The 24,605-nt window shown below is 36.3% G+C and carries 20 protein-coding genes; 7 read left to right on the forward strand and 13 right to left on the reverse strand.

The features are described from left to right. Positions 1 to 8: 8 nt before the first annotated feature. The 3 genes from I593_RS12650 to I593_RS12660 all read right to left on the reverse strand — a co-directional run bounded on the left by I593_RS12650 (position 9) and on the right by I593_RS12660 (position 4,401). Entirely contained in the window at positions 9 to 1,601 is a 1,593-nt protein-coding gene (locus tag I593_RS12650; protein WP_016167969.1) for a class I adenylate-forming enzyme family protein, read from the reverse strand. Further along, positions 1,588 to 3,189 (reverse strand): diaminopimelate decarboxylase, encoded by a 1,602-nt coding sequence (lysA, locus tag I593_RS12655; RefSeq protein ID WP_016167970.1) that lies wholly within the window; start codon positions 3,187 to 3,189, stop codon positions 1,588 to 1,590. Before lysA ends, I593_RS12650 begins: the two co-directional genes overlap by 14 nt. A 396-nt stretch (positions 3,190 to 3,585) precedes the next feature. Next, positions 3,586 to 4,401 carry a hypothetical protein gene (locus tag I593_RS12660; protein ID WP_016167971.1) on the reverse strand — a complete coding sequence of 272 codons (816 nt, stop codon included), beginning with the start codon at positions 4,399 to 4,401 and terminating at the stop codon, positions 3,586 to 3,588. Positions 4,402 to 4,693: 292 nt separating this feature from the next. On the opposite strand from I593_RS12660, the gene I593_RS12665 reads away from it, so the two are divergent. From I593_RS12665 to I593_RS12675, 3 genes are all read left to right on the forward strand, one after another. Beyond that, complete coding sequence (locus I593_RS12665; RefSeq protein ID WP_016167972.1) at positions 4,694 to 6,163, forward strand: cytochrome ubiquinol oxidase subunit I; 1,470 nt, start codon at positions 4,694 to 4,696, stop codon at positions 6,161 to 6,163. Then, entirely contained in the window at positions 6,156 to 7,160 is a 1,005-nt protein-coding gene (cydB, locus tag I593_RS12670) for a cytochrome d ubiquinol oxidase subunit II (RefSeq protein WP_016167973.1), read from the forward strand. Before I593_RS12665 ends, cydB begins: the two co-directional genes overlap by 8 nt. A gap of 225 nt (positions 7,161 to 7,385) precedes the next feature. Continuing rightward, a complete protein-coding gene (locus I593_RS12675) occupies positions 7,386 to 8,783 on the forward strand; it encodes an aminotransferase-like domain-containing protein (RefSeq protein ID WP_016167975.1) in 1,398 nt (465 codons plus the stop codon). Positions 8,784 to 8,896: 113 nt separating this feature from the next. Here the strand turns inward: I593_RS12675 and I593_RS20445 are convergent, their stop codons facing one another. From I593_RS20445 to I593_RS12685, 3 genes are all read right to left on the reverse strand, one after another. Then, positions 8,897 to 9,010: a hypothetical protein gene (locus I593_RS20445; RefSeq protein WP_016167976.1), complete on the reverse strand. Its 114-nt coding sequence runs from the start codon at positions 9,008 to 9,010 to the stop codon at positions 8,897 to 8,899. A 162-nt stretch (positions 9,011 to 9,172) separates the two neighbouring features. Next, entirely contained in the window at positions 9,173 to 9,397 is a 225-nt protein-coding gene (locus I593_RS12680) for a hypothetical protein (RefSeq protein ID WP_016167977.1), read from the reverse strand. 994 nt (positions 9,398 to 10,391) lie between these two features. Further along, entirely contained in the window at positions 10,392 to 11,681 is a 1,290-nt protein-coding gene (locus I593_RS12685; protein ID WP_016167978.1) for a dicarboxylate/amino acid:cation symporter, read from the reverse strand. A 300-nt stretch (positions 11,682 to 11,981) separates the two neighbouring features. On the opposite strand from I593_RS12685, the gene I593_RS12690 reads away from it, so the two are divergent. Further along, positions 11,982 to 13,049 carry an asparaginase gene (locus I593_RS12690; protein WP_016167979.1) on the forward strand — a complete coding sequence of 356 codons (1,068 nt, stop codon included), beginning with the start codon at positions 11,982 to 11,984 and terminating at the stop codon, positions 13,047 to 13,049. Between the two features lie 288 nt (positions 13,050 to 13,337). On the opposite strand, the gene I593_RS12695 is transcribed toward I593_RS12690, so the two are convergent. The 5 genes from I593_RS12695 to I593_RS20450 form a co-directional block, all read right to left on the reverse strand. Continuing rightward, a complete protein-coding gene (locus I593_RS12695; protein ID WP_016167980.1) occupies positions 13,338 to 13,796 on the reverse strand; it encodes a hypothetical protein in 459 nt (152 codons plus the stop codon). A 239-nt stretch (positions 13,797 to 14,035) separates the two neighbouring features. Further along, positions 14,036 to 15,499 (reverse strand): amino acid permease, encoded by a 1,464-nt coding sequence (locus tag I593_RS12700; protein ID WP_016167981.1) that lies wholly within the window; start codon positions 15,497 to 15,499, stop codon positions 14,036 to 14,038. Positions 15,500 to 16,195: 696 nt separating this feature from the next. Beyond that, positions 16,196 to 17,233, reverse strand: coding sequence for an arginine N-succinyltransferase (astA, locus tag I593_RS12705; protein WP_016167982.1), 1,038 nt, complete (start codon positions 17,231 to 17,233; stop codon positions 16,196 to 16,198). Next, complete coding sequence (locus I593_RS12710) at positions 17,234 to 18,463, reverse strand: aspartate aminotransferase family protein (RefSeq protein WP_016167983.1); 1,230 nt, start codon at positions 18,461 to 18,463, stop codon at positions 17,234 to 17,236. A gap of 68 nt (positions 18,464 to 18,531) precedes the next feature. Next, on the reverse strand, positions 18,532 to 18,687 hold the full coding sequence (locus I593_RS20450) for a hypothetical protein (RefSeq protein WP_154653744.1): 156 nt from the start codon (positions 18,685 to 18,687) through the stop codon (positions 18,532 to 18,534). A gap of 211 nt (positions 18,688 to 18,898) precedes the next feature. Here I593_RS20450 and I593_RS12715 point away from each other — a divergent pair, with 211 nt between their 5' ends. The 3 genes from I593_RS12715 to I593_RS12725 all read left to right on the forward strand — a co-directional run bounded on the left by I593_RS12715 (position 18,899) and on the right by I593_RS12725 (position 21,491). Beyond that, positions 18,899 to 19,321, forward strand: a complete 423-nt coding sequence (locus tag I593_RS12715; protein WP_016167984.1) for an Lrp/AsnC family transcriptional regulator — start codon at positions 18,899 to 18,901, stop codon at positions 19,319 to 19,321. 290 nt (positions 19,322 to 19,611) lie between these two features. Continuing rightward, positions 19,612 to 20,013: a rhodanese-like domain-containing protein gene (locus tag I593_RS12720; RefSeq protein WP_016167985.1), complete on the forward strand. Its 402-nt coding sequence runs from the start codon at positions 19,612 to 19,614 to the stop codon at positions 20,011 to 20,013. Positions 20,014 to 20,285: 272 nt separating this feature from the next. Next, on the forward strand, positions 20,286 to 21,491 hold the full coding sequence (locus I593_RS12725; protein WP_016167986.1) for an MFS transporter: 1,206 nt from the start codon (positions 20,286 to 20,288) through the stop codon (positions 21,489 to 21,491). Between the two features lie 182 nt (positions 21,492 to 21,673). On the opposite strand, the gene I593_RS12730 is transcribed toward I593_RS12725, so the two are convergent. Both I593_RS12730 and I593_RS12735 read right to left on the reverse strand, forming a co-directional pair. After that, on the reverse strand, positions 21,674 to 22,957 hold the full coding sequence (locus I593_RS12730; protein WP_016167987.1) for an OprD family outer membrane porin: 1,284 nt from the start codon (positions 22,955 to 22,957) through the stop codon (positions 21,674 to 21,676). Positions 22,958 to 22,990: 33 nt separating this feature from the next. After that, the gene (locus I593_RS12735) at positions 22,991 to 24,337 is read right to left on the reverse strand and encodes an MFS transporter (RefSeq protein WP_016167988.1); all 1,347 of its coding nucleotides are present in this window, start codon (positions 24,335 to 24,337) and stop codon (positions 22,991 to 22,993) included. Between the last annotated feature and the right edge of the window lie 268 nt (positions 24,338 to 24,605).

The following is a 24,605-nucleotide window of genomic DNA, read 5'->3' on the forward strand; positions in this document are numbered from 1 at the left end:
AATAACTTTTAAACAGCGACATCTGATCTTGAGGTTGTTTCGGCAGCTAATTCGCTCTCAATAATTTGTTTTAAGTGGATTAAATCAAATTTACCGTTTGGAGTGCGGGGAAACGAATTCAAGAATCTGATCGTATTGGGAACTTGATGAGGTTCCAAATCATTTCTGCATTTTCCTAATAGCTCAAGCTCGTTAATATTTTCATTATCAGCTATTTGAATAAAAGCATGTAAGGTGCCACCTAAGTTCTCATCTTCAATGCCAACGACAGCAGCCGATTCAATGTTAGGCAAACTATAGAAATAATTTTCAATTTCAACAGGGCTAACTTTCATACCACGAGATTTGATAACGTGATCTGTGCGACCACGGAAGTACAAGTAACCATCTTCATCAATAAGGCCCAAATCGCCAGTATGTAAGACATATTCATTAGGCAAAGGTCCTGGTTTGAGTTTTTCTTGGGTCGCTTTAGTATCGCGCCAGTACCCTGCCATAACAGTTGCACCACGTATCACAAGTTCGCCGATTTGGTTTGGCTTATTAATTTTGTTTCCATGAGAATCCACTAACCACATTTCTGTATTGGGAATTGCGATACCAACACTATCAGGTTTCTTGTCTATTTGGTCTGGTGGGAGATATGTGCAGCGCTTACACTCCGTTAACCCATACATAGAGAATATTTCTGCGTTCGGAAAGAGTAATTTCATCTGCTGGATGTGATGAGATTTCAGTGCTGCACCAGTGTTTGTTACTATTCGGACATCAGGAAAGGTAACGCCTGATCGATGTGAATACTCATAGAGAAGTGATAGCATCGTAGGAACAAATGGAATGACCGTTATCTTATGCTGTTTTATTTTTTTAATTAAAAATAACGGCCATGTAAGTTCCTGTTCGAGAAATAACGTTGCACCTTTACTCATAGACATAATCATTTGGTAAAGACCATAGTCAAACGATAATGGCAGTGAACAAAGAATATGATCTGATTCTTGATAACCTAGATAAGTATTCAATGAATCTAATGCTGCACACATGTTTCTATGTGTCAGCATTACACCTTTGGGTGTTCCAGTTGAGCCAGACGTATAAACAATGGCTGCTAAATCAATGTCGAGAATATTATTATTCAGATATTCTACTTCATTGTAAGAAGTTGCTAGCTCCCATGAATCTACATCAGGATTCACTACTGAATTGGTAACAACAACACTTTTAAATAGAATACTTTTAGATGCTACAGATACATCTTGAAACTTTTGATCATTGGTGATCAAAATGGAAGCCTGAGAATTATCGATAATATAATTTAATTTATCGGCGGTTGTGTCTAAGCCTACATTACATACAACATAGCCCGCTTTCAGTACGCCCCAAAAAGCAATAATAGTTTCTACTTTATTTCCTAAACAAAGTACTACTCTATCACCACGATGAAGACCCTGTGCTTGTAAATAGCCACTTAAGCGCGAAGACAATTCATCAATCTTGCCGTAAGAATGGGAGATTCCATTCTCCACAACTGCTACCTTTTCGGCATATTGTCGTGCGATATAAGGTAAGGTGTGATGCAGCAAAACATTACACATTTGCATGACACTGCTCCTTCATCTCAACTTGATTAAAGCGGTTTTTTTCAGCTTCGATATAAGATGCAAGTGTTTCAATTGTATTGAAGTGCTTAGGTTCTATCGTTTCTGGATTAACAAAGAAATGTTCGATTTGATCTTCTAAAGCGACCAATACTTCTACAGAAGAAAGTGAATCAATCCCCAAATCGTCACGAAGATGAGAGTTTGCAAGAATAGTTTTGTCTTGAGGTAATTTTAGAATTTTACTAACAATAGTGGCAACGATACGCTGTGTGTCATCTGTAATGACTTCATTATGCTTTTCTTCAGTAATGACTTTGTTTTGTCCTAGCAGTTGCTCTAATGAAATATCGGTGTGCATCGAAATAATATCTTCAACTGTATCTCTATAACGTACTAAGTTTAGATTTCCATTTGAGTACAGAACTTCTGCTGGATAGCCATGACCGTGAAATAATATTGGGGAAGCCGTAGCCCCATAAGCACCAGATGATAAGACTGCAAGAAGATCGCCAGATTTTAATTTTTCAAGTTTTATATCTTTTGCTAATAAGTCGTCAGGATTACATAATGGTCCAGAAACATGGTAGGTTTCAATTTCATCTGATTTTTGATTAGTAACTTTAATAATCTCAAAATTTCGTTTTAAAACCTGACCAGAACCTACAGCTGCTGAATGGCAGTTTGTTCCACCATCGGTTACGGCGAAATTTTTGCCATGGTTTTGCTTGATATTATCAACAGTTACTAACAGAGCCGCACTTTTACCAGCAATGAAACGTCCTGACTCCATAATGATGCGAGTTTTAGGATGTTTCTTGTGAAAGTCATTGAATAAAGGATGTAATAATCTTGTTAATTCTTTGATGTCTAGATCTTTTTCATTTTCATAATACTTAATACCTAGACCACCACCAACATCAACCATCATCATGTCTAATCCATACAGACGTGAAATAGTTTCAAATAGCTCCAAAACATATTTTGAATTGTCGTAGATAGACTGTGCATCTAAAATTTTCGTTCCATTATAAACATGGAGTCCTTTTAGATGAATGTTAGGAAGTTTTGCGTAACTCCCCATTTTTTTTACGGCCGTTTCTTCTTCAATACCAAAATGTGTTGGTCTCCCCCCCATTTTCCATGGAGAACCAGATGCTGAGAAATTCGGATTAATACGTATTGCTACTGGCGCTAAAACCCCCATTTTTGAAGCTAAATCTGATAATTTTTCGAGTTCTTCTTCAGATTCAACAACAATAGCAAAAATATTTAATTCTAAAGCGCGTCTATGTTCTTCTTCTTTTTTCATTGGCCCCAAGAAAATTATATTTTGAGGGTTCACACCCGCTTTTATTGCAATTTCTAGTTCAGTTAAAGAACATACTTCGGTGTTCCCACCGTAAGACTTGATTAATTTAACAACCGATAAGTTAGGATTAACTTTGAGAGCATAAAAAATATCAACACATTCTGGTAATGCATTTCTTAGTTCTTGAAAGCTGCTTTTCAACTGGCTTTCATCATAAATATACGTTGGTGTCCCAAAATTTTTCTTTACTTTCAATAAAGTATCTAGAGATAGATTCATTTCTAAAAATTCCAATAATTTGTACTTATATAATTCGGGCACTATTCTACAAAAGAAATACTTTGCGCGCAAAGTATTTCTTTTGGTAATTGCAACTAAAATAATTTTATGCTTGTTGTATGAAGTTTAATCAAAATTATAGGATTCGAAGTTTTCCCAATTTATCAGGTCGCTAATTAATGCACGAAAGGTTTATCGCTGAAATCCATTTGTAATCATAAGTTTTGATGTAATTTTTTTAAGTAATTTTTCACATTTTAACGGTGTTAAGCCAAAATCTTTGTCATATGGCTTAGGTCATAAAACCTGTAATAATACCTGTTTAGGTAATAGACCTACCAAAGATTACATTATATTTCACCATACTTGCTTGAATTTGGCATTTAACAGCATCAATTAAGCCATTATCTTTAGATTCGAGGCATCTTTCTGTAAGCAAGTTTGAATGTATTCAGCATAAACTGATAGTTTTTCATATATATGCTCTGCATAAAACATATCTTCAATCAATCTGGATGCTTGTTCCAAGCTATAACTACCATTCGCGCAGAGTAATTGTGCGTTTAGTTTTGAAAATTTTTCACATATTTCGATATAAGTTTCATCTTTACGTTTAAACAGTAACTTATGCATGTTAAGTTCAGTGCAATCCGCTATTCGGTCATATGGAACAGTTTGAATAATATGAATTTGAATTTTTAAAAATTGCTCAAGTTCCTTTATTTTCTGTTGATTCAGCTTTAAGTCAGTGATCAGATAGATACTGGAAACATCTGTTCTAGAAAGTGCCTTGAGTAAGGAATAATAAAAAAAATCAACTGCATTAAGCTCTAGATAACTCAAATCTAAATACAAATTGAGCGCTTCTAGCGCCGCATCAGCTTTAAAATTTTGGCTTTTTTCAGCTTGATAATATCGATTTAAGATATTTAAAACAGCAGTTGTAGCGGGACTGTGATAAATGACCTTTTGGTTCAGGTTGGCCAATACAAAAGGTGAAAATAAATAGGCTAAACTGTATTGGTGTTCGTAAATTGCAGATTGAACAATATATTGCACTTTAGATTTCGAAAGTTCGCGTAAGACTTTAGCCCGAAGTAATGTTGCCTCTAAATTGACATAGTGTTGTGCAAGCTTCTTTTGCAGGGCTTCGGAAAAAAATTCATTTTCAACAATTTCAGGAATACTGTTTAAACTCTGCGTTACAAACATTTCATGACCGACCAAAGTGACTTATTTCGACCTATTTTCATCTTATTTGATTGTCATAAGTAGCTACAAAAAACTATAAATAAAAATATAACAGAAATGCTAGAACTTTTTAGTTCTGTTATATTTTTATTATCGGCATCTTGTACCTACAGCTTAAATATATTGTCCTGCAAAATCTTGACAATTATTTAAAGTAGGTAGTTTTTATGAAACGATCTATAGTTTGTCATGACATTGCACTACGCTTTGCTTGTCTCGTTTGTATTCATTGTAGTTTGCAAAGGAGGTTTCTATGAGCCTTGGGTTAACTGCACTAGAACTGGCTAGAATTCAATTTGCTTTCACTGTTTCTTTTCACATTATATTTCCTGCCACCTCGATAGGTTTAGCCTGCTTTCTAGCCCTGCTTGAATGGAAATGGTTACGTACTCAAAATCCAGTTTATAAAGATCTATTCAAGTATTGGATCAAGATTTTTGCTGTCGCCTTTGCCATGGGCGTTGTCTCAGGTATTGTCATGGCATATCAGTTTGGTACCAACTGGAGTGAATTTTCACGAATTGCAGGTTCAGTTACAGGACCTTTACTCACCTATGAAGTTCTCAGCGCCTTTTTCCTAGAAGCGGGTTTTTTAGGCATCATGCTGTTCGGTTGGGGACGTGTGAACCCTAAAGCCCATTTCTTTGCCACTTTAATGGTCGCGATTGGAACTTGTATTTCCATGTTTTGGATTTTGTCATCGAATAGCTGGATGCAGACTCCACAAGGTTTTGCCATAGAAAATGGCATTATTGTTCCTATGGACTGGTGGGCTATTGTATTTAATCCTTCTTTCCCATACCGCCTTGCCCATATGGCAACAGCAGCTTTCCTTGTGTCTTCATTATTGGTGGTAGGCACCGCTGCATGGCATTTGCTTAAAGGGCGCCGTGATGAATTGGTGAAAAAATCCTTTTCGATGGGGCTATGGATGGTTCTGGTCACTTCATGCCTACAAGTTGTTATTGGTGATCAACACGGTTTAAATACGTTAGAACACCAACCGAGCAAATTGGCTGCCATAGAAGGTCATTGGGAAACCAATCATGATCATGGTATGCCTTTACTGTTATTTGCCTTACCTGATATGGAAAACGAACAAAATAATCTAGAAATAGGTGTACCGAATTTAGGTAGTTTAATTCTAACCCATTCTGTAGATGGCAAAGTGACAGGTTTAAAAGATTTTGCTCCTGAAGACCGACCGAATGTTCCAATTGTATTTTGGAGTTTCCGAGTTATGGTTGGGCTAGGCATGCTTATGGTTTTGATGTCATTCACAGCATTATGGTTGCGTAAAACAGGAAAGCTTTATGAAAGCAGTGGGTTCCATCGTTTTGCTACGATTATGGGGCCAACGGGTTATATCGCCTTACTCGCAGGTTGGATCACAACTGAAGTCGGACGTCAACCTTGGGTTGTCTACGGTATTTTACGAACCAAAGATGGTTTATCCATGACAGTTACCGCAGATCAAGTTGGGATAAGTCTGATCATTTTTGTATTGGTTTATACCATTGTATTTGGTGCAGGCATTTATTACATGTTACGCCTGATCAAAGCTGGTCCAACAGCAATAGATAGTCTTGAAAATTTAACTGCGGGTGTGGGGCATTTTAAAACACCAATGCGACCATTAAGTGCGGTTGATGAAGCCATTGATGTGACGCAAGCTTCATCACAAGAGAATAACCTTGATCATAAGGAGAATCGCCATGATTGATTTTGCTTTAGTCTGGGTCGGTATTATTGGACTGGGCGTAATGATTTATGTCGTTATGGATGGTTTTGACCTAGGTATAGGTATTCTTTTTCCATTCATTCAAGGACAACAAGAGCGCGATGTTATGATGAATACGGTCGCTCCTGTATGGGATGGCAATGAAACCTGGATGGTTTTAGGCGGAGCAGGATTATTTGCCGCCTTCCCTTTGGTTTATTCAACCGTATTATCTGCACTGTATATGCCGATTATTCTGATGGTCGTGGCTTTGATTTTTAGAGGTGTAGCGTTTGAGTTTCGCTTTAAAGCACATCGCACTAAATACCTCTGGGATTTGGCTTTTATTGGCGGTTCTTTGTTCTCAAGCTTCTTTCAAGGTGTCATTTTAGGTGCTTATATTCAAGGAATTGAAACTCAGAATGGTATTTATAGTGGTGGTGCACTCGATTGGTTAACGCCATTTTCGATATTTGTCGGGTTTGGAGTTGTCATTATGTATGCAGCCTTAGGTTGTGCATGGTTGATTATGAAAACTGAGGCAGATTTGCAACATAAAATGTATAGTTTGATGCCCAAGTTGATTATTGTTTTATTAATTGTCTTTGGAGCTGTAAGTATCTATACGCCGCTGAATCATCCTGAAATTGCACAACGCTGGTTTACGATGCCGAATCTTTTCTATTTCAGTCCAGTCCCTGTTTTTGTTCTGATTTTATCGGGATTGATTTTTAAAGCATGTGCTCAACGAAAAGACGTTCAACCCTTTGTTTTTACACTAGGTTTGGTCTTCCTCGCATTTACAGGCTTTGTCATCAGTTTATGGCCGAATATTATTCCTCCTTCTGTATCTATCTGGCAAGCAGCGGCACCTGAATCCAGTATGAAATTTGCGTTGGTGGGTGCCATCATTCTAATTCCAATTATTTTGACTTACACCTTTTTGTCCTATTGGGTATTTCGTGACAAAGTACGTATAGGTGATGAAGGCTATCATTAATGGAGATAATTACGATGCAAAATCCGATGCAAAAATTGCAAAATCGATTGAGTCCGACTGCTTGGTTCATTCTATTATGGTTTTTGGGTTTCTTATCGCTTAGCTTAATTGCTGGATTCTTTAGACTTTTGTTAAGCTTTGCATATTAATAATCAACCTCCTACTTTAAACTGTGGATAGCTGTATGAAGGCAGCTATCCATTTCTTATATGAGCATAATTCTTTATGTATAAATCAGAACAACTTGCACTAAGTCTAAAACATCTGATTGAAACAGGAACTTGGAAGCTTCACGAAAAACTTCCTTCATTACGTCAACAAGCGGAAACATCAGGATTTAGTCTGATTACCGTTATGAACGCGTATCAAGAACTTGAAGCACAAGGACTCATCTACTCAAAAGAAAAATTAGGTTATTTCGTTGCTGACAATCCATTACAGACTGCTTTGGCCAAAAAGGTTGTACTGAATGAAAAAATAGAAATCAACTCTTTAGTTTTTAGATATTTAAAATCAATTCAATCTGAAAAAATTGTACCTTTAGGAAGTGCATTTCCAAATAGCCAATTGCTTTATTCTCCTAAGCTGATGCAAACCTTAGCACAACAGGCAAAACACCGTATTAGCTATGAACAAACACCGAGTTTACCACCTGGTAATTATGAATTAAGAAAACAGATAGCCCAACGCTATTGTATGCAAGGTATTCCTACAGATCCTTCAGATATTGTAATTACCTCGGGCGGGTTAGATGCTTTAAATCTATCCCTCAAAGCCATGACTCAAATGGGTGATTACATTCTTTTGCAAGAAACCATTTTTTATGGTGCATGGCAAGCTGCCGAAAATTTGGGCTTAAAGGTCATTACCATTCCAGAACACCCAGAACATGGCCTAGATTTAGAAGCTTTTAAAAAAGCCATTACAAGCTACCCTATTAAAGTTTGTTTACTCATGCTGAATAGTCATAATCCAATTGGGTTTACGGTAAGTGAAGATATCAAATTTGAATTAGCAAAGCTCCTACATGAACATGAAATTTATTTAATCGAAGATGATGTTTACGAAGAGCTTTATTATGATCAAAAAAAACCACTTTCCATGAAATATTATGATCAACAAAATTTAGTGCTGCATTGTTCTTCTTTTTCTAAAACCTTGGGTGCAGGGTTTCGTGTAGGTTGGGTCTATGCGGGAAAATTCTCTGAACATATACAGCACTTGCAACTTATGAGCACCATTTCGGTAAACTCTTTTATTCAAAATGCACTGGCAGATTATCTAACACATCGCCATTATGAAAAACATTTAAAGAATTTGAGAAATACACTTAAGCGATTAAAAAATCAATATTATCAATATTTAATAAAGAAATTACCCGAAGATTGTCAGGTCAGTTATTATCCTTCAGGTTATTTTCTTTGGATTACCCTACCACAACATATTGATAGCAGTCGCATTTATGAAAAAATGATTCTGAATGATGTTGGTGTCGCCCCAAGTATCCTTTTTTATCGGAAAAATAAAAAGCAAAACCACATCCGTATCAACTGTTCTTTTGAAATGAACGATGAAATGATCAATAAGATAGACCTTTTGATTGCTCAGATTTCAGAGCGATAGTTCAGTCTTGATCAAAATAATCAGGTTTTGCGACTTTTTACCTAGACGTACTTTAGATTTTAAACCTGTTCAGTTACCGAGTATTAAACTTGATCTTCAAATACAAGGACGTTTCAGGTTAAAAAATATTCCCAAATAATGAAACCGATAAAGAACCCGAGAAATGAATATAAGGTAATGATAAAGAATACAAACCAAGCTTTATTTTTTTTAAGTAAAAAATTCATAGTGAATGCCTTGCTGTCCTAACTTAGTTATTATTTTACTGCCCATAAAATTTAACAATAGGTACAGTTCGCGTCGAAATCAATATAACAGACAGCACGTATATCATTAAAAATAATAGTTTTAGCTGTTGTTGCCTTTCAGAAAATCATTTATAGAATGCGTTATATTTCCCGAACAGAAATATCGGTGATTTGATCAGAGTCTCGATAATGAGATTTTAAAAGTAGCACCAATTCCTTTGCCCTTTTTTCCGTATAGTGACAATTACCATCATTTAAGCTAGCCAACCACTCTGGAAGCGAACCGAGTATGGTTTGCTTACATTCGCGAGTGCCATAATACACTTCTCTGCCCGATTGCTTGGCAATAATGATAAAATTTGACATAAGGAATATCCTAAGTCACGGAATCAATTTTAAGAAGTTATTTTGAATAATATCCTGAGTTTTTTCTTCAACATGTGTAGTGATTCACTGTTAATTTTATTGATGCGGTTATCATTTTTGTTGCACTTCATGATAAAAACCACTATATCAATTTAACAACTTTACGTACATAAAAGAAGCCTATTTTGAATGTGAATCTTGTTTAAGTCCTTTACTAAAACTGCATGCTCTTGAATAGATGATGATTAAATTCGATACAGAGAAACCTCGGCCGTCTTAACAGTGAGTGCACAGATGGAATTAAGCTATTTATACTTTGTAGTTACGCAGAAAAAGCTTAAATAACATAAATTTGTTCTATACATTTCACTTAGATTGATACAAATTTGAGAAGATCATCATCCATTACACAGAAGAACTGAATATTATGGAACGAAAGATTCGGCGTTATGTGGTCAATCAAAAAAATCTCATCTTTTTCTAAATCAACAATTTATATTATATTTGATATTAAGTTTCTTAAGGATGAAATATGCCAAATAATTCATACAGTTCAGGGGTAATTTGTCCCAACGAAGCATGTAAAGGAAAAATATTCATTTCCCTACAAGATTTATTGTATAAAAAATCTATCTAATGCCCTCATTGTTTATTGGAATGGACCCTATACAGCCAGCAATCTGATGACGATATTGAGTGTGCAATGAAAATAAAGAGTGTTTTAACTTAGAACTTTAACCTCAAAGAAAAAGCAATCTTAGTCTTTAAGTCTATGTTAAAATTAGAGTAAATCTATGACAAATAGGTCCAGCTATGGAAACAATTATTATTACATTCATCATGGCGATCATTCTTGTGCTACTTATCTTTTTCTATAATAAGAAAAAGTGAAAACGTTTAGCACTCACCTTTTAACCTTATTAGAAATCTATGATAATAAAAAGAAAAACATCACCTAGGCGATGTTTTTCAACAATAAAATCATTTTGATTGATTAGGATGCTTTTTGATCATTTGGAATGAGCGGTTGCGCCAAAACGCTTTCTTGCTCCTCAACTCTATTGCCTTCAGTTTTTGCAATTACAGCAGTTGCAACACTGTTACCAATAATATTGGTTGCGGTACGCCCCATATCTAGGAAATGATCAACTGCAAGAATCAGTAAAATACCTGCTTCTGGTAGTTTAAACATCGCTAATGTCGCAGCAATAACCACTAATGATGCACGAGATACACCTGCAATCCCTTTACTGGTGATCATCAAGGTTAAAAGCATTAAAATTTGCTGGGATAGGCTTAATTCAATGTTATAAGCTTGTGCAATGAATAACACTGCAAAAGACATATAAATCATTGATCCATCTAAATTAAATGAATAACCTAATGGTAGTACAAAACTGGTAATGCGCTTAGGTACACCAAATTTTTCTAAGGCAACCATAAGCTTTGGATAAGCCGATTCACTACTTGCAGTGGCAAAACCTAAAACGGCTGGTTCACGTACTGTTTTGAGTAAACGGAAAACATCCTTTTTAAGAAAAATGTAGCCTACAGTAATGATGATTGCCCACAGAATGAGTAAACTTGCATAAAACTCGCCAATAAAAACACTATAGTCGAGAATAATTTTTGGACCTTTTAAGGTAATTGCGGATGCAATTGCTGCGAATACAGCGATTGGTGAAAACGTCATGACATAGTCTGTAATACGGAACATGACACGGCATAATTCATCAATAATTTTTGCAATCACGATACCTTCATCTTGCTGATGATGGACATATGCAAGTGCTGAACCAAAGAAAATAGAGAACACCAAAATTTGTAGAATTTCATTATTCGCCATAGCTTCAGCGAAGCTTTTCGGGAAAATATGTGTAATAAAGCCTTGTAAGCTTAGATTTGTTGCTGTTACACCGACATCAACTGGTGCAGTTGGAATTGGGAGATTCATACCCACGCCAGGTTGAAATAAATTGGCTAAGCCCATGCCTAAAAGTAGAGAGATAAGTGAAGCGCCAATGAACCAACTCATTGCTTTAAGTGTAATTGAACCTAAAGATGATGATTTACCCATTGAGATGAGGCCAGAGACAATCGTGGCAAATACCAGTGGAGCGATAATCATTTTAATTAATCTTAAGAATACATCTGTAAGAATCTTAAAATATGAAGCAATGTTTTCAGCCTGAGTAGTGCTCAAATTACTATGAAAAAGCCAACCAATTAATATTCCAGAGACCATAGCAACTAGAATAAACTTTAACAGTTTCTTCTGATTCATATAAAATTTCCTTTTAATACCCTAAAATCTATAGAAACATCTTATTGTTTTATAAGATGTTCTGATTTCCTTCCTACTACGTCAAATATCCATTTGACTTAGGGGTGTTTGGCTGAATCTAAACAATATCAATACAAATTAACAATGCAAAAAAGTATTTATCTATGCAAAAAATGCATAGTGATTGTTAAGTATTTATATAAAATGCCAATGACTGTTTGAATTAAAGAAACTTAAATATGGAATATGTTTGTTGAAATCAAACATTACAGTGGAATTGACAGAACTAGGATTTGGTTAATGATAAGTAAAACTCTCCAATCATGCGGCTTGGCACTTACTCTCCTTGCATCATCTATGTCGCTTTATGCAAAAAACAATGTTGTTGTTGTTGCTACGGGCGGTACTATTGCTGGCGCGGGTGCAAGTTCAACAAATAGTGCAACATATAGTGCTGCAAAAGTACCTGTTGATGCGCTAATTAAAGCAGTCCCTCAAGTAAATGACTTGGCTAATGTTACAGGTATTCAGGCACTTCAAGTTGCATCTGAAAGTATTACAGACAAGGAATTGTTGTCATTAGCCCGTCAAGTAAATGATCTAGTCAAGAAGCCTTCAGTGAATGGCGTAGTGATTACTCATGGTACGGACACCATGGAAGAAACAGCGTTCTTTCTTAATTTAGTTGTTCATACCGACAAGCCAATTGTGTTGGTAGGTTCTATGCGTCCATCTACTGCTCTATCGGCAGACGGTCCTTTAAATTTGTATAGTGCTGTTGCGCTTGCTTCATCTAATGAAGCAAAAAATAAAGGCGTAATGGTACTAATGAATGATTCGATTTTTGCAGCACGTGATGTTACAAAAGGAATCAACATTCATACCAATGCCTTTGTAAGTCAATGGGGAGCTTTAGGAACTTTGGTTGAAGGGAAACCTTACTGGTTCAGAAGTTCTGTAAAAAAACATACCAATAATTCTGAATTTAACATCGAAAAAATTCAGGGTGATGCATTACCAAGCGTACAAATTGTGTATGGTTCTGACAATATGATGCCTGATGCATACCAAGCTTTTGCTAAAGCTGGCGTGAAAGCGATTATTCATGCAGGTACAGGTAATGGTTCAATGGCAAATTACCTAGTTCCTGAAGTAAGAAAATTACATGATGAACAAGGTATTCAAATTGTACGTTCATCACGTGTTGCGCAAGGATTTGTTCTTCGTAATGCCGAACAACCTGATGATAAATATGGTTGGATTGCAGCGCATGATTTGAATCCACAAAAAGCACGTCTTTTAATGGCTTTAGCATTAACTAAGACCAATGATGCAAAAGAAATTCAAAACATGTTCTGGAACTACTAAGCGTTAAATTAACGTTATTGATCTAAAACATTAAAGGCAGATTCAGCAAAAAATAGTTGAATCTGCCTTTTAGTTTTCATACTTTCAATCAATATATTTTTTTCTAAAAAACTTTTTTGTGATGTTTTTTTGTTATTTCCTCGATATTTTTGGTAGCTATAAACAACATTACTTCTTAAGTTTGTAACATTTTGCCAATCGCCACTTAGCAAAAATAACTTAAATCTTACTCCCCATTCTTTATGAAGACTGAAAATATCATTCTAACTTAGAATCTAATCTTAAATATTACTGACAATCTGAAGAATTCACCCTATTCACAGCATTAATTCGTCCATTGTATGTAACTGTTGCAATACAACTATAATTACTGGCATTCCACCAATAATTGGTCTTCGAGCTATAATCTGCTGATCGACTAGTGAGTAAGTAATTGTACCGATGAAAGACAGATTTTGCCGCATTTGCTTTTGTTTCTTCTAGGTTTTTGATTTCGAGAGGCATTTGTATACTTTCATTTTTTTTATTACTGGCACGTTCATATTGAGCTAAAGCGGAAAATGATGCGATGGATAAAGCAGCATTAGAGAATGTTGATGTATCTGCTAATAGATTCAATTCATTTTCTCCAGAGCTAGCCGTAGTGCTTGCCAAGTCAGAATGTTCAGACAAGGTTTCCGCTTGAGCTATAGAAAAAAATGGGCCAATGAAACATAAAATATAAATTGTTTTCTGGATATTGTTCATTTTATGACTCCCCGTATCCGTGAGAAGATTATTGTTATAGAAATACTCTAAGCCTTTTTTTTCAAAAAAAAAAGAGCTGGAATGGTTTTAAATAAAACAAATCTTATTGAATTTTATCCTTATTTTTGGACGACTTTATTCTAATCAGTACTTTATCAAAAACCAGAATTTGTCCATTTTAAAAAACAGCTAGAAGCATAGGTTCTAGCTGTTTAAGCTTATCGTTTTAAAGAAATGTTTTAAACGTAATCGACTTTACTTTGATCTAATAGATTCAGCTTTAATATTTTTTTCTTTTTATAACGATAACCGATAAAGAGACCTACAAACCAAATTGGAGAAAGTACAAGTGCAATTAAAGTATCATGGTCAAATGCTAAAATGACAATCGTGAATACCAAGAACAGCATAGTAAACCATGCCATGAATAGACCACCTGGCATTTTATAGTTTGATTTAAGATGTAATTCAGGATCTTTTTTACGATATGCAATATAAGAAAGTACAATCAACATAAATGTAAAAATACATAAAATTGAAGTCAATGCAGAAATAATCGTAAATGCAGTCATGACATTTGGCACAATAAATAGAATTGATGTTCCAAGCGTTACGCACAGCATAGAGAAAACTAAGCCACGAATCGGAACTTTACGTTTCGACAATTTGCTAAAGCTTTTAGGTGCATCATTTTCTAAAGATAAACCGTATAACATGCGGCTGGTCGCAAAAATACCACTGTTTGCAGAAGAAAGAGCCGATGTTGCAACAACAAAGTTAATTAGGCCCGCGGCAATAGGTAAACCGACATGGGTAAACATTTCAACGTATGGGCTTTTTTCTGGTGAAACTTGTGCCCAAGATGTCACGGCAATAATACAAACCAATGAACCTACATAAAACAGTAAAATTCTTAATGGAATAGAGTTAATTGCTTTAGGTAGAGATTTGTGAGGGTCTTTGGTTTCAGCAGCAGTAGTTCCGACCAATTCAATACCAACAAAGGCAAAAATGGCAATTTGGAAGCCTGCCAAGAAACCAGTTAAGCCATACGGAAACATCGAGCCACTTTCTAGTAAATGTGAGAAAGATGCTGTGACACCATTTGGTGAAACATAGTGCGTACTAATTAAATAAAGCCCCGCGACAATAAATAAAATAATCGCAACAATTTTAATCAGAGAGAACCAGAACTCTAATTCACCAAACATTCTTACCGCAACAAAATTTAATATGGTCAAAATGGCAAGTGAAGCAAAAGCGGGTATCCATACGGGCATATCTGGATACCAAAATTGCATATATCCACCTATGACAATGACATCTGCAATTGCGGTAATAATCCAGTTACACCAATATGACCAGCCCAGAAAAAAACCTGCCCATGGGCCTAAATACGCGGTCGCAAAATCGGCAAAGGTTTTAAAATTTGTATTGGCCAGCAATAGTTCTCCCATTGCACGCATAACAAAGAAAAAGAAAAAGCCGATAATTAAATAAGTCAGAATAATTGAAGTTCCTGAAACACTCAGTGTTTTACCAGAACCCATAAATAATCCTGTGCCGATTGCACCACCAATCGCAATCATCTGGATATGACGATTTGTCAATGAGCGTTGCAATTTTTCTTCATCTTGTTCAGTCATGTGTTGACTGCCAAGAAGGTCTCCTTCTAGAAATTGCTTTCCCTTGTTCTTACTCATGTAATATTTACTCCAATTTATAACAACCGTTACAAATCCTTTAATAACGACTTAGCCCACATAATGAATAAACTTATTTATTTAAATCCACTATTCAATTAATCAAAATAATTAGGAATAAAATCCATTTATTCTGATTTCTTAAGTCTTGCTTTGCAGCTTCTAATTAAATGGATGACTTAAATAAAGCTTATTTAAAAATCAATAATCACCCCAAAAACTGAAAATAAATATTTAACCAATAATCAGGTTGAATTTGGTTCAGTACTATATTTAACCCAATAAAATTTCTGCTGGATCATACAGCACGCTTTAGACTTTTTTGTTTAATTGCTCTTTGTTTTTGTTTAATTTAAAACCATTTGTTTGCTTTAAAATGTACGTTTAGTTAAAAAATATACGAGTAAATGGTTACAATTATCCATTAGTCTAGTGTGCATTATTTTAAAAATTGATGGTTTAAAATAAAAAACCATCAATTCAATTGTGAATTTTCTGAGTATTTAAAAAACCTGATATTGATAAAAAAATATCAGGTGAAAGCTTATCAGCTAAAATAACTTAGTCACTTTCTAATGAAGCTATAGGCCACGCACAATAATCAATAGAAAGCACTATTGCAGACTGGATCTATCTTAATTCATTCTGCACTAAGCTCATTCAGCCACTGCCCTTGTATAAATTATTTGCCCTGAATCATGCTTTATGTTCCTTCGGATTTAAGGACAACACACGAACCACATCACCCTGAGTTACTTTGAGTTGCTCAGCCTGCGTTTGCGTTAGCTGTATAGTTTTATGTTCAGGATCATGCTGAACCAAAATGCCACGGTAGTCTTGGTAATGATCATTTGAAATTAAGTAGGGTTCAGCTTCATCCAAAGTTGCTGTGTCAACAATTTCAACAGGAAGAACAGTACTTTCTTTAATTGAACGTAAGTTCTCTACATCGGCTTCTAAAGTCGCACCACCATCGAAAATATCTACATAACCTTGGAAACGTAAACCTTCACCCAACAGTAATTTGTATGCAGGTAAAGTATTTGGATGGACTTTACCAATCACTTCTTGGGCTGCCGCAGGTAACATATCGACATATAATGGATAACGTGGCATCAATTCTGCAATAAAAGACTTCTGCCCTGTACCGCTAAGATAATCTGCCTTTCTAAATTCCATATCGAAAAACTTATGTCCGACTGCATCCCAGAACGGAGAATTCCCGACTTCATCCGAATAGCCGCGCATTTCAGCAACAATGCGTTTTTCAAAAATATTTCTGAATGCTGCGATAAACAGAAAGCGGATTTTTGAAAGAAATTTTCCATTCATTTCTTTACGATAATCCGGATCGAGGAACAACGTACATAATTCACTACACGTAGTATGATCATTGCTTAAAAACAAGGTTTGGTGCGCCTTATACACATTGAGTGTTTTTGAAGAATGTACTTGAGTGCCCACATGAAAGTTGTACCAAGGTTCACTTAAGCCCAAAGCAACTTCAATCCCACAGAGTCCAACCACTTTGTTAATGCTGGTATCTTCTAAAACAAAGAAATAGCCCTGGTCTGCTTTGCTCAGTTTACCGCGCACGGTATCACAAGCGCGTTTCAGTTTTGCCGCCAAAATTTCCAAGTTAGGCTGTAATGAAGTAAGCCCATAACCTGCTTTTTCAGCAAGTTGATAAATGTCATTGATATCATCTTCTCGGATATAACGAATAATCATCATTTATGCACACTCCTTCAATTCGTGCGAAAATTTTTCAAGAGCTTGCTCAAAACGGCTTAACCCTTCATCGATATCTTCAAATGGAATAATCAGTGAAGGTGTAAAACGAACAACATTTGGACCTGCAACCAACGCCAGTAAGCCTTGCTCACCTGCCAAATTGACGATATTTTTGGCTTGACCAGCGTGTTCTGCTTTCAGGACACATCCGATGAGTAAACCTTGACCACGAATTTGCTCAAAAACATTGAATTTCGCATTTATCTTATTTAGACCAGTGACAAAATAATCAAATCGTTGCTGGACACCCTCTAAAACTTCTGGTGTATTGATAAATTCGAATACTGCATTTGCCACTGCGCAAGCCAAGGGGTTGCCGCCATAAGTTGTGCCATGATCACCCACTGCATACATATTGGCGTATTGATTTGTGATAATCATCGCGCCGATTGGGAAGCCACCACCTAAAGCTTTGGCAGTGGTTAGAATGTCAGGAGTAACACCTGTATTCATATAAGCATAGAGTGAGCCAGTACGCCCAACACCTGTTTGAACTTCATCAAAAATAAGCACTGCACCATGTTCATCACAGAGTTGGCGCAAGCCTTTTAAAAACTCAAGATCAGCAGGAAGTACGCCGCCTTCACCTTGAATAGGCTCAACAATAACGGCACAAGTATTTTCATTGATCACGGCTTTTGCCTGCTCTAAATCATTAAATGCAGTATGTTGAATACCTTCTGGTAGCGGTGCGAAATCTTGAGAATACTTTGGCTGACCACCAGCAGTCACAGTGAATAAAGTACGGCCGTGAAATGCATTCTTAAACGCAACAATTTGATTTTTATTTGCGTGACCACTGAGCAAACCAACTTTGCGTGCAAGTTTTAAAGCAGCTTCATTTGCTTCTGCGCCTGAATTACAGAAAAAAACTTTGTCTGCAAACGTGTTCTCAACGAGCTGCTTTGCTAAACGAAGAACAGGCTCATTGGTATAACCATTGCCAATGTGCCAAAGTTGAGTCGCCTGTTCCGTTAAGGCCTGAACTGCAACTGGATGTGCATGACCTAATGCATTTACTGCAATACCACCTGCAAAATCAATATATTGCTTGTCATTTTGATCCCAAACATGAGAGCCTTGACCACGAACTAAGATAAAATTTGCTGGGGCAAAAACTGGAACCATCCAATCATTAAAGTTTTGACGAGTTACTGCTAAGTTATTCATTTTGCTATTCTCTCCAATAGGTTTTAAATTCGCTTTATCTTAAGTGGCTTAGAAATGGGTCTGGATATTCATTCATGTGGCTGTGTGATGTGCCCTAATTCCGTGTAGCAATAGCCGTTATGGGAAAAAGAAAATGATGAAGACGGCTTGAGACCGTGTGAAATTTTGGATTGAGGAGAAGAACCTACAATCGTGTTGCCAGTATGATTTTCTGTGTTAGTCATCTTTTTTCCTTAACGACCTAAGCTTCCATCTGCGCTTAAAACCCCTTAGCGAGACTTTAGATCTCTAACTGAATTTAAGTTTGGAATAAAACCGAAACATCAGCAGGCTTAGCGCATTTTTCTATTATTAAGGATCAAAATGACTTAAAAAATTTGTACTTTTTTCTAAAATGAATTATTTTTTTCCAAATTGACAATTGCAGGAAGCAAAATGAGCGAAATCGACCAAGTAATTCTCGGTTTACTAAAAGAAAATGCTCGAATATCTGTTACCGATTTGGCAGAAAAAACAGGAGTATCTCGCCCAACCATCAAGAGCCGAATTGACTATATGGAGTCCTCTGGCATCATTACTGGATATACTGTGCGATACCGTCCAGATGTAGATAAAAATATTATTCGTGCTTGGATGAGTATTATGGTGGAAGGTACTAAAGCCAGATCGGTCATTAGTGAATTACGTTTAGATTCAGCCGTTGAGCGCTTGCATAAAACCAATGGGAAATGGGATATTTTGGTTGAAATTCAAGCAGATTCGCTAGAGAGCTTTGATAAAGTCTTAGAAAGAATTCGATGCATTTCTGGTATTTATAATAGCGAAACGAGTATCTTGCTCTCGACTTTTAAAACCTAATCTTAATAAAACTTAATTTGGATATTCTAGTGATCACAATACTGCACAAATCTAAATATAGATAAAATTTAGGTTTTATTTGTTTTTTATAAGCTAAAATTTTTCTACTTTGATCAGTTTTTTATTAAGTATTTTAAACAATGAAATAGTGCCCTTAATTTAAGCTTTCTTAGCATTAAAACAACCTGTTGGGGTGAATGAAGAAGATGGTATTTAAAATACTTTAGAAAATAAAAAGTAATGTTAGGATGTAAGTGGGATAATCTTATGAGTTACAAGGAAATATAAGTATGACAGTATCGCAATTAGAGTTTTATCAAGCCAAGTTAAATTATGAAATGGACTCATGGGATTTGTTTGAAGCATTAAGTCAGGGACAAAAGATTATTGTGGTTGATGGGCGCAGTGCTCTAGCCTATCAACATGAGCACATTCCAAATGCAATTAATATTCCGCATCGAAGTATTACGCAGGAGACATTGGCTCATTTGGATCAAACTGTGTTGTATATCACTTATTGTGATGGTATAGGCTGTAATGCTTCGACCAAAACAGCGCTCAAAATGTCGACTCTAGGCTTTCAGGTTAAAGAATTAATTGGCGGCCTAGATTGGTGGAAACGAGATGGCTACCAAACAATGGGTGATAATGCACATGCTGGAACGAGTATCGATTGTGGTTGTGCAGGTTAAATTATTCAGAAGAAACTGTGCTGCACTACAGTGCAGCTTCTTTCAATTTCTAGTATTTTTGACTTAATCTTATATATTTTAAATACTTAAATTTTGCTGTGTGAGTCTTTAGATTGGTTGATTGCATTGATATACTTTATGAAGAAAACTGAATTTCAGAATAATAAAATAGCGATAAAATGAATAAGGCATTGAAATTTTTATTTGCACAAGAACAAATAGCATTACTCTAAAAAAACTTTATTTATGCGCTCAAGCTAAGGATAGCGAGTATGGATTTTAAGTCACGCGGTAAAACCCATCACCTCTTTTCTTCACATGCAATTTTGATTATTACTTTTGCCCAGCTTTTTGGTACATCGTTATGGTTTAGTGCAAATAGTGCAGCAGCCAATTTAATTCAAGAATGGCACATTACTGTTGCGGATATTGGTTGGTTGACCAATGCTGTACAAGCAGGTTTTATCCTTGGAACCTTTTTGATTGCCTTTACGGGTTTTGCAGATCGTTTTAAAGCGAGTTTTATTTTTACTGGTGCAGCACTATTAGGTGCTTTTTTTAATTTATGTTTTGCATGGTTAGCGCAGGGTTTAATCGATGGCATGATTTATCGCTTTTGCGTGGGTCTGTGTTTGGCTGGCATCTACCCCATTGGGATGAAATTGATTGTGCAGTGGGCGCCTCATCGAGCTGGGGCAGTTTTAGCACTTTTGGTTGCCATGCTTACATTAGGTACGGCATTGCCCCATGCTCTGAATGGCTTATCAGCCAATTTAAACTGGCATTATGTCATTACTTTTTCATCTATTTTGGCTTCAGTTGCCGCATTGCTTATTTTTATATTGGGTGATGACCAATCTGCACAGGTCGTTAAAAAAAGAATATCGACTGAAAATGCATTCCAAGTCTTTAAAATCAAAAAATTTAAAGCATCCGCTCTCGGATATTTTGGTCACATGTGGGAGTTATATGCTTTTTGGACCATGTTGCCTCTTTTTATTGCTCATTCTGGCGTTTTAAAAGCCCTCGGCTTATCGAATGTACCATTGGCTACATTTTTAATTATGGCATGTGGTGCTGTTGGCTGTCTTTTAGGTGGATACTGGTCAAAGACATATGGTAGTGATCGCGTTGCAATGGGTGCTTTATTTCTCTCTGGCCTATCTTGCCTGATTTTTGCATTTGCTTGGCGTTATTTACCTGCGTGGTCCTTGCTGATCGTTCTAATTGTATGGAGTGCATCTGTAATTGCAGATTCACCACAATTTTCTGCATTGGCTTCCGTTGCATGCCCACTAGAAAAACTGGGTGCAGCACTCTCTATTCAAAATTCTATTGGCTTTGCGATAACCATCGTATCGATTGCATCTACGACCTATGCTTTTGATCAGATAGGTTTAGATTCTGCCTGGATTCTTTTATTGGGTCCTGTTTTGGGTATCTTGGGCTTTTATAGGACGATGTCAAAAACTGAATGAAGTTTTGTTCTTGGTAAATTGATTTTTGACTAAGTTTTTGATTTATATTAGTTGGTTTTATAAGTTAGATCGCTGTGTGATAGCTTATTCATATTCATATTCATATTCATATTCATATTCATATTCATATTCATATTCATATTCAATAAGCTATCTTTTAAAAAGACTAGAAGAAAAACGTATTAAAATTTAAAACTATAATCCACATTAATACGTGTTTCATTTGTGGAATGGAAGGTCATATTGGTTGGCATATCATTTCGATAATGAGAAAAACGTGTTCTAAGTCCTAAGCCTTTTAAACTCCCTTCAGGTATGCGATAACCGAGCTCAAACTCTAAGGATTCTTCTTCAAAACGTCGGTCGCCATATGTTAATAAATCAATGTCATCTCCTTTGGCATAGCGCGTCATAAAGCGTAAACCATTGAGTGAAGTTTCACCAAGGCGGACATTTTTAAAATCATAGTCATAACGCAAAGAAACCACTTTTTCATTTTTATTGGAGTAATCCGAACTCATAAAATCAAGTACAACTGGGCTTTCCGCACCCGATAAAAATGGCAGACCTGTATCACCAAAAGACTGCATATAGCCAATCGATAGTGTATGTCCCTGTGTATTTAAGCCAAACAATCCACCTAAGTGACGATTATCTACAGTGCCTATTTTCTCGCTTCCCATATCATTACTTTTAAAGAAGCGAACATCGGTTAAAAAATTATACTGATCTGAAATAGGATACTTACCTACAATACCTACAAATTGTTGCTGATAAATATCCTGTAATTCAGCATGATACATACGAATACGATAAGCATCACTGAGTTGGTAAACTCCTCCAAGCGTAAAGAACTGATCAGTGGTTGCAGCCCGATCAAAGCGATGGTTGATATTATCAATACCGACGTCAGTGTAGTGAATAGAATCTCTTTGACGGACTTTATCGACATAAAACCCTTCCAATTGCAGCTTAGGGATTTCTGTAGAAACCAATCTTACACCACGATAAGTTTGCGGGAATAATCTTGCTGGTGAAGAAAAAATTGTCGGTAGCTGCGGAACGAGACCTCCCACAAAAAGCTCATTTTGACTCAATCGAACTTTGCCAGTTACGCCAATTTTTCCATAATAATCATCTCTTGAATTGTCCGAATTGACAGCCAATAAGCCCGTTCGTGCATAATCATCTGCATGACTTCCCAATAAATTAAAACCAGCCATTGCAAGGACATCTATACCAAATCCTATGGTTCCATCGGTATAACCCGATTGTCCTTTGAATATAAAACCCTGAGCCCAATCTCGAGCGGCAGTGTAAGGATAAGGATCTTTTTTATAATCCCGATCAAAATAGAAATTTCGCAATGTGATTTCGGCCTGACTATCTGCAATGAACTGCGCATGTGCCATGTTGGCAAAAATTGGGCACAAGCAGATCCCCATCCATAAAGATGTCTTTTTCATTTTTATCTCAGCTTTTAATTTTTAAACAGATACTTAGATCGATGTATTGAGTGAATAATTTTGAGTTTTTTGATGTCGATACACCGCTTTACCCAAGATTAAAATCAGGAAAATTGCCAAGATAAATACAATGCCGTAGTACGCATAAAGATGCTGTGGCTTCATACCTTGATCTAAAAATAGACCTGCTATGGTTGGAGATAAAATGGCTCCAATGCGCCCAAACCCAATTGCATAACCTACACCACGACTTCTAATCTCTGCCTCATAAATGGTCGGTGAGATTGAATAAAGTCCCGCAACACAGCCGTTAATGAGTGTGCCCAGTAATAAACCGACCAGTAGTGCAATGCTGACTTGCGATGAAACAGCAACAAATAGGAAAATACAGAGTGCTGTTGAGCCTAAAAATAAGCTGAGCGCATAGAAAATTTTAATCCGTGAAGCTAAAAGCCCAATAATTGCTGCACCAAAAATACCACCGATACTGATTAAAATTCCTGTGCTGACACCTTGGTCTGGCGACATGCCCATTGCAATTAAAATTTTAGGCGTCCAACTCATTACAAAGTAAAAACCAAACATGACCAAGAAAAAGGCAAACCATAGACACAAGGTTTGAAACCCCTGATGACCACGAAATAATTTCGCTATATCACTGCCCTTTTGCTGTTCGACTTGAGCATACTCTGGTAGCTCCTGTAAATGCTGCAACTGCATACGTTGTAAAATCGTATTGGTATTTTCTAACGCACGTGCAGGTTTTTTTGCCAATAAATAATCCAGTGATTCAGGTAATAACCACAAAGCAAAGGCAAACATGATCAGTGTTGTCATACCACCTGCTAAAAAAACTGAACGCCAACCTAGATGTTCAATTAAGAAGAACGTTAATACGCCACCTAAAGTTGCGCCAATACCGTAACCTGTAGACATCAAACTGACTGCCAAACTTCTCCAACGCACGTTTGCATATTCACTTGCCAGAACGTTACTACTCGCCAGAATCCCACCAACGCCAACACCTGTAATAAAGCGTAAAATAGCCAACATCATGTGGTTTTGAACCAATGCACATGCTGACATACTTAATCCAGAAACAATCAAACAAATTAGAATTAAGAAGCGACGACCTATTTTGTCTGCTAGAGGTGCCAAGAAAATAGAACCTGCGGCCATGCCAAATAGGCCTGCACTGAGTAATATCCCGATTTGTGCGCCAGACAACGCCCATTCTGCGGATACTGAAGGTGCTGTGAATGCCATCACCATAACGTCAAAGCCATCAATGACATTCAGAAATATACAAATCAGAATCACGAACCATTGATAACGGCTCATTTTATTGTGGTTGATTTCGTCTAAAACGTTTCTTTGCATTGTGTATCTCCCAATTAGGAACGGAAATACACACGACCATGTAGGAACACAACATTGGGTGATTATGCATATCCATATCCATAATTGCCTTGAAGGGATAATTAAGAATTAAAGTGATCTGATGTACAGATCATTTTTATGAAGCATCCTGCTCTTTTTCTATACTGTATAATTGGATCCATAAAATCAACCAATTTATTTGGTTTTTTATGTCATTGTTAAAAAATGATATAAATCAAATTATTAAATTGGGGTTATTATTAACATA

It is taken from the genome of Acinetobacter tandoii DSM 14970 = CIP 107469 (genome assembly GCF_000400735.1).
GTDB lineage: Bacteria > Pseudomonadota > Gammaproteobacteria > Pseudomonadales > Moraxellaceae > Acinetobacter > Acinetobacter tandoii.

What these genes read in the sequence shown, in the direction of transcription:
- I593_RS12685 (WP_016167978.1), bottom strand. Translation starts at nt 11,681, where the DNA reads ATGAATCAGAAGAAACTGTTAAAGTTTATTCTAGTTGCTATGGTCTCT.
- I593_RS12715 (WP_016167984.1), top strand. Translation starts at nt 18,899, where the DNA reads ATGAGCGAAATCGACCAAGTAATTCTCGGTTTACTAAAAGAAAATGCT.
- I593_RS12720 (WP_016167985.1), top strand. Translation starts at nt 19,612, where the DNA reads ATGACAGTATCGCAATTAGAGTTTTATCAAGCCAAGTTAAATTATGAA.
- I593_RS20450 (WP_154653744.1), bottom strand. Translation starts at nt 18,687, where the DNA reads ATGACTAACACAGAAAATCATACTGGCAACACGATTGTAGGTTCTTCT.
- I593_RS12650 (WP_016167969.1), bottom strand. Translation starts at nt 1,601, where the DNA reads ATGCAAATGTGTAATGTTTTGCTGCATCACACCTTACCTTATATCGCA.
- I593_RS12690 (WP_016167979.1), top strand. Translation starts at nt 11,982, where the DNA reads ATGATAAGTAAAACTCTCCAATCATGCGGCTTGGCACTTACTCTCCTT.
- I593_RS12680 (WP_016167977.1), bottom strand. Translation starts at nt 9,397, where the DNA reads ATGTCAAATTTTATCATTATTGCCAAGCAATCGGGCAGAGAAGTGTAT.
- I593_RS12665 (WP_016167972.1), top strand. Translation starts at nt 4,694, where the DNA reads ATGAGCCTTGGGTTAACTGCACTAGAACTGGCTAGAATTCAATTTGCT.
- I593_RS12675 (WP_016167975.1), top strand. Translation starts at nt 7,386, where the DNA reads ATGTATAAATCAGAACAACTTGCACTAAGTCTAAAACATCTGATTGAA.
- I593_RS12710 (WP_016167983.1), bottom strand. Translation starts at nt 18,463, where the DNA reads ATGAATAACTTAGCAGTAACTCGTCAAAACTTTAATGATTGGATGGTT.
- lysA (WP_016167970.1), bottom strand. Translation starts at nt 3,189, where the DNA reads ATGAATCTATCTCTAGATACTTTATTGAAAGTAAAGAAAAATTTTGGG.
- I593_RS12735 (WP_016167988.1), bottom strand. Translation starts at nt 24,337, where the DNA reads ATGCAAAGAAACGTTTTAGACGAAATCAACCACAATAAAATGAGCCGT.
- cydB (WP_016167973.1), top strand. Translation starts at nt 6,156, where the DNA reads ATGATTGATTTTGCTTTAGTCTGGGTCGGTATTATTGGACTGGGCGTA.
- I593_RS12700 (WP_016167981.1), bottom strand. Translation starts at nt 15,499, where the DNA reads ATGAGTAAGAACAAGGGAAAGCAATTTCTAGAAGGAGACCTTCTTGGC.
- astA (WP_016167982.1), bottom strand. Translation starts at nt 17,233, where the DNA reads ATGATGATTATTCGTTATATCCGAGAAGATGATATCAATGACATTTAT.
- I593_RS20445 (WP_016167976.1), bottom strand. Translation starts at nt 9,010, where the DNA reads ATGAATTTTTTACTTAAAAAAAATAAAGCTTGGTTTGTATTCTTTATC.
- I593_RS12730 (WP_016167987.1), bottom strand. Translation starts at nt 22,957, where the DNA reads ATGAAAAAGACATCTTTATGGATGGGGATCTGCTTGTGCCCAATTTTT.
- I593_RS12725 (WP_016167986.1), top strand. Translation starts at nt 20,286, where the DNA reads ATGGATTTTAAGTCACGCGGTAAAACCCATCACCTCTTTTCTTCACAT.
- I593_RS12695 (WP_016167980.1), bottom strand. Translation starts at nt 13,796, where the DNA reads ATGAACAATATCCAGAAAACAATTTATATTTTATGTTTCATTGGCCCA.
- I593_RS12660 (WP_016167971.1), bottom strand. Translation starts at nt 4,401, where the DNA reads ATGTTTGTAACGCAGAGTTTAAACAGTATTCCTGAAATTGTTGAAAAT.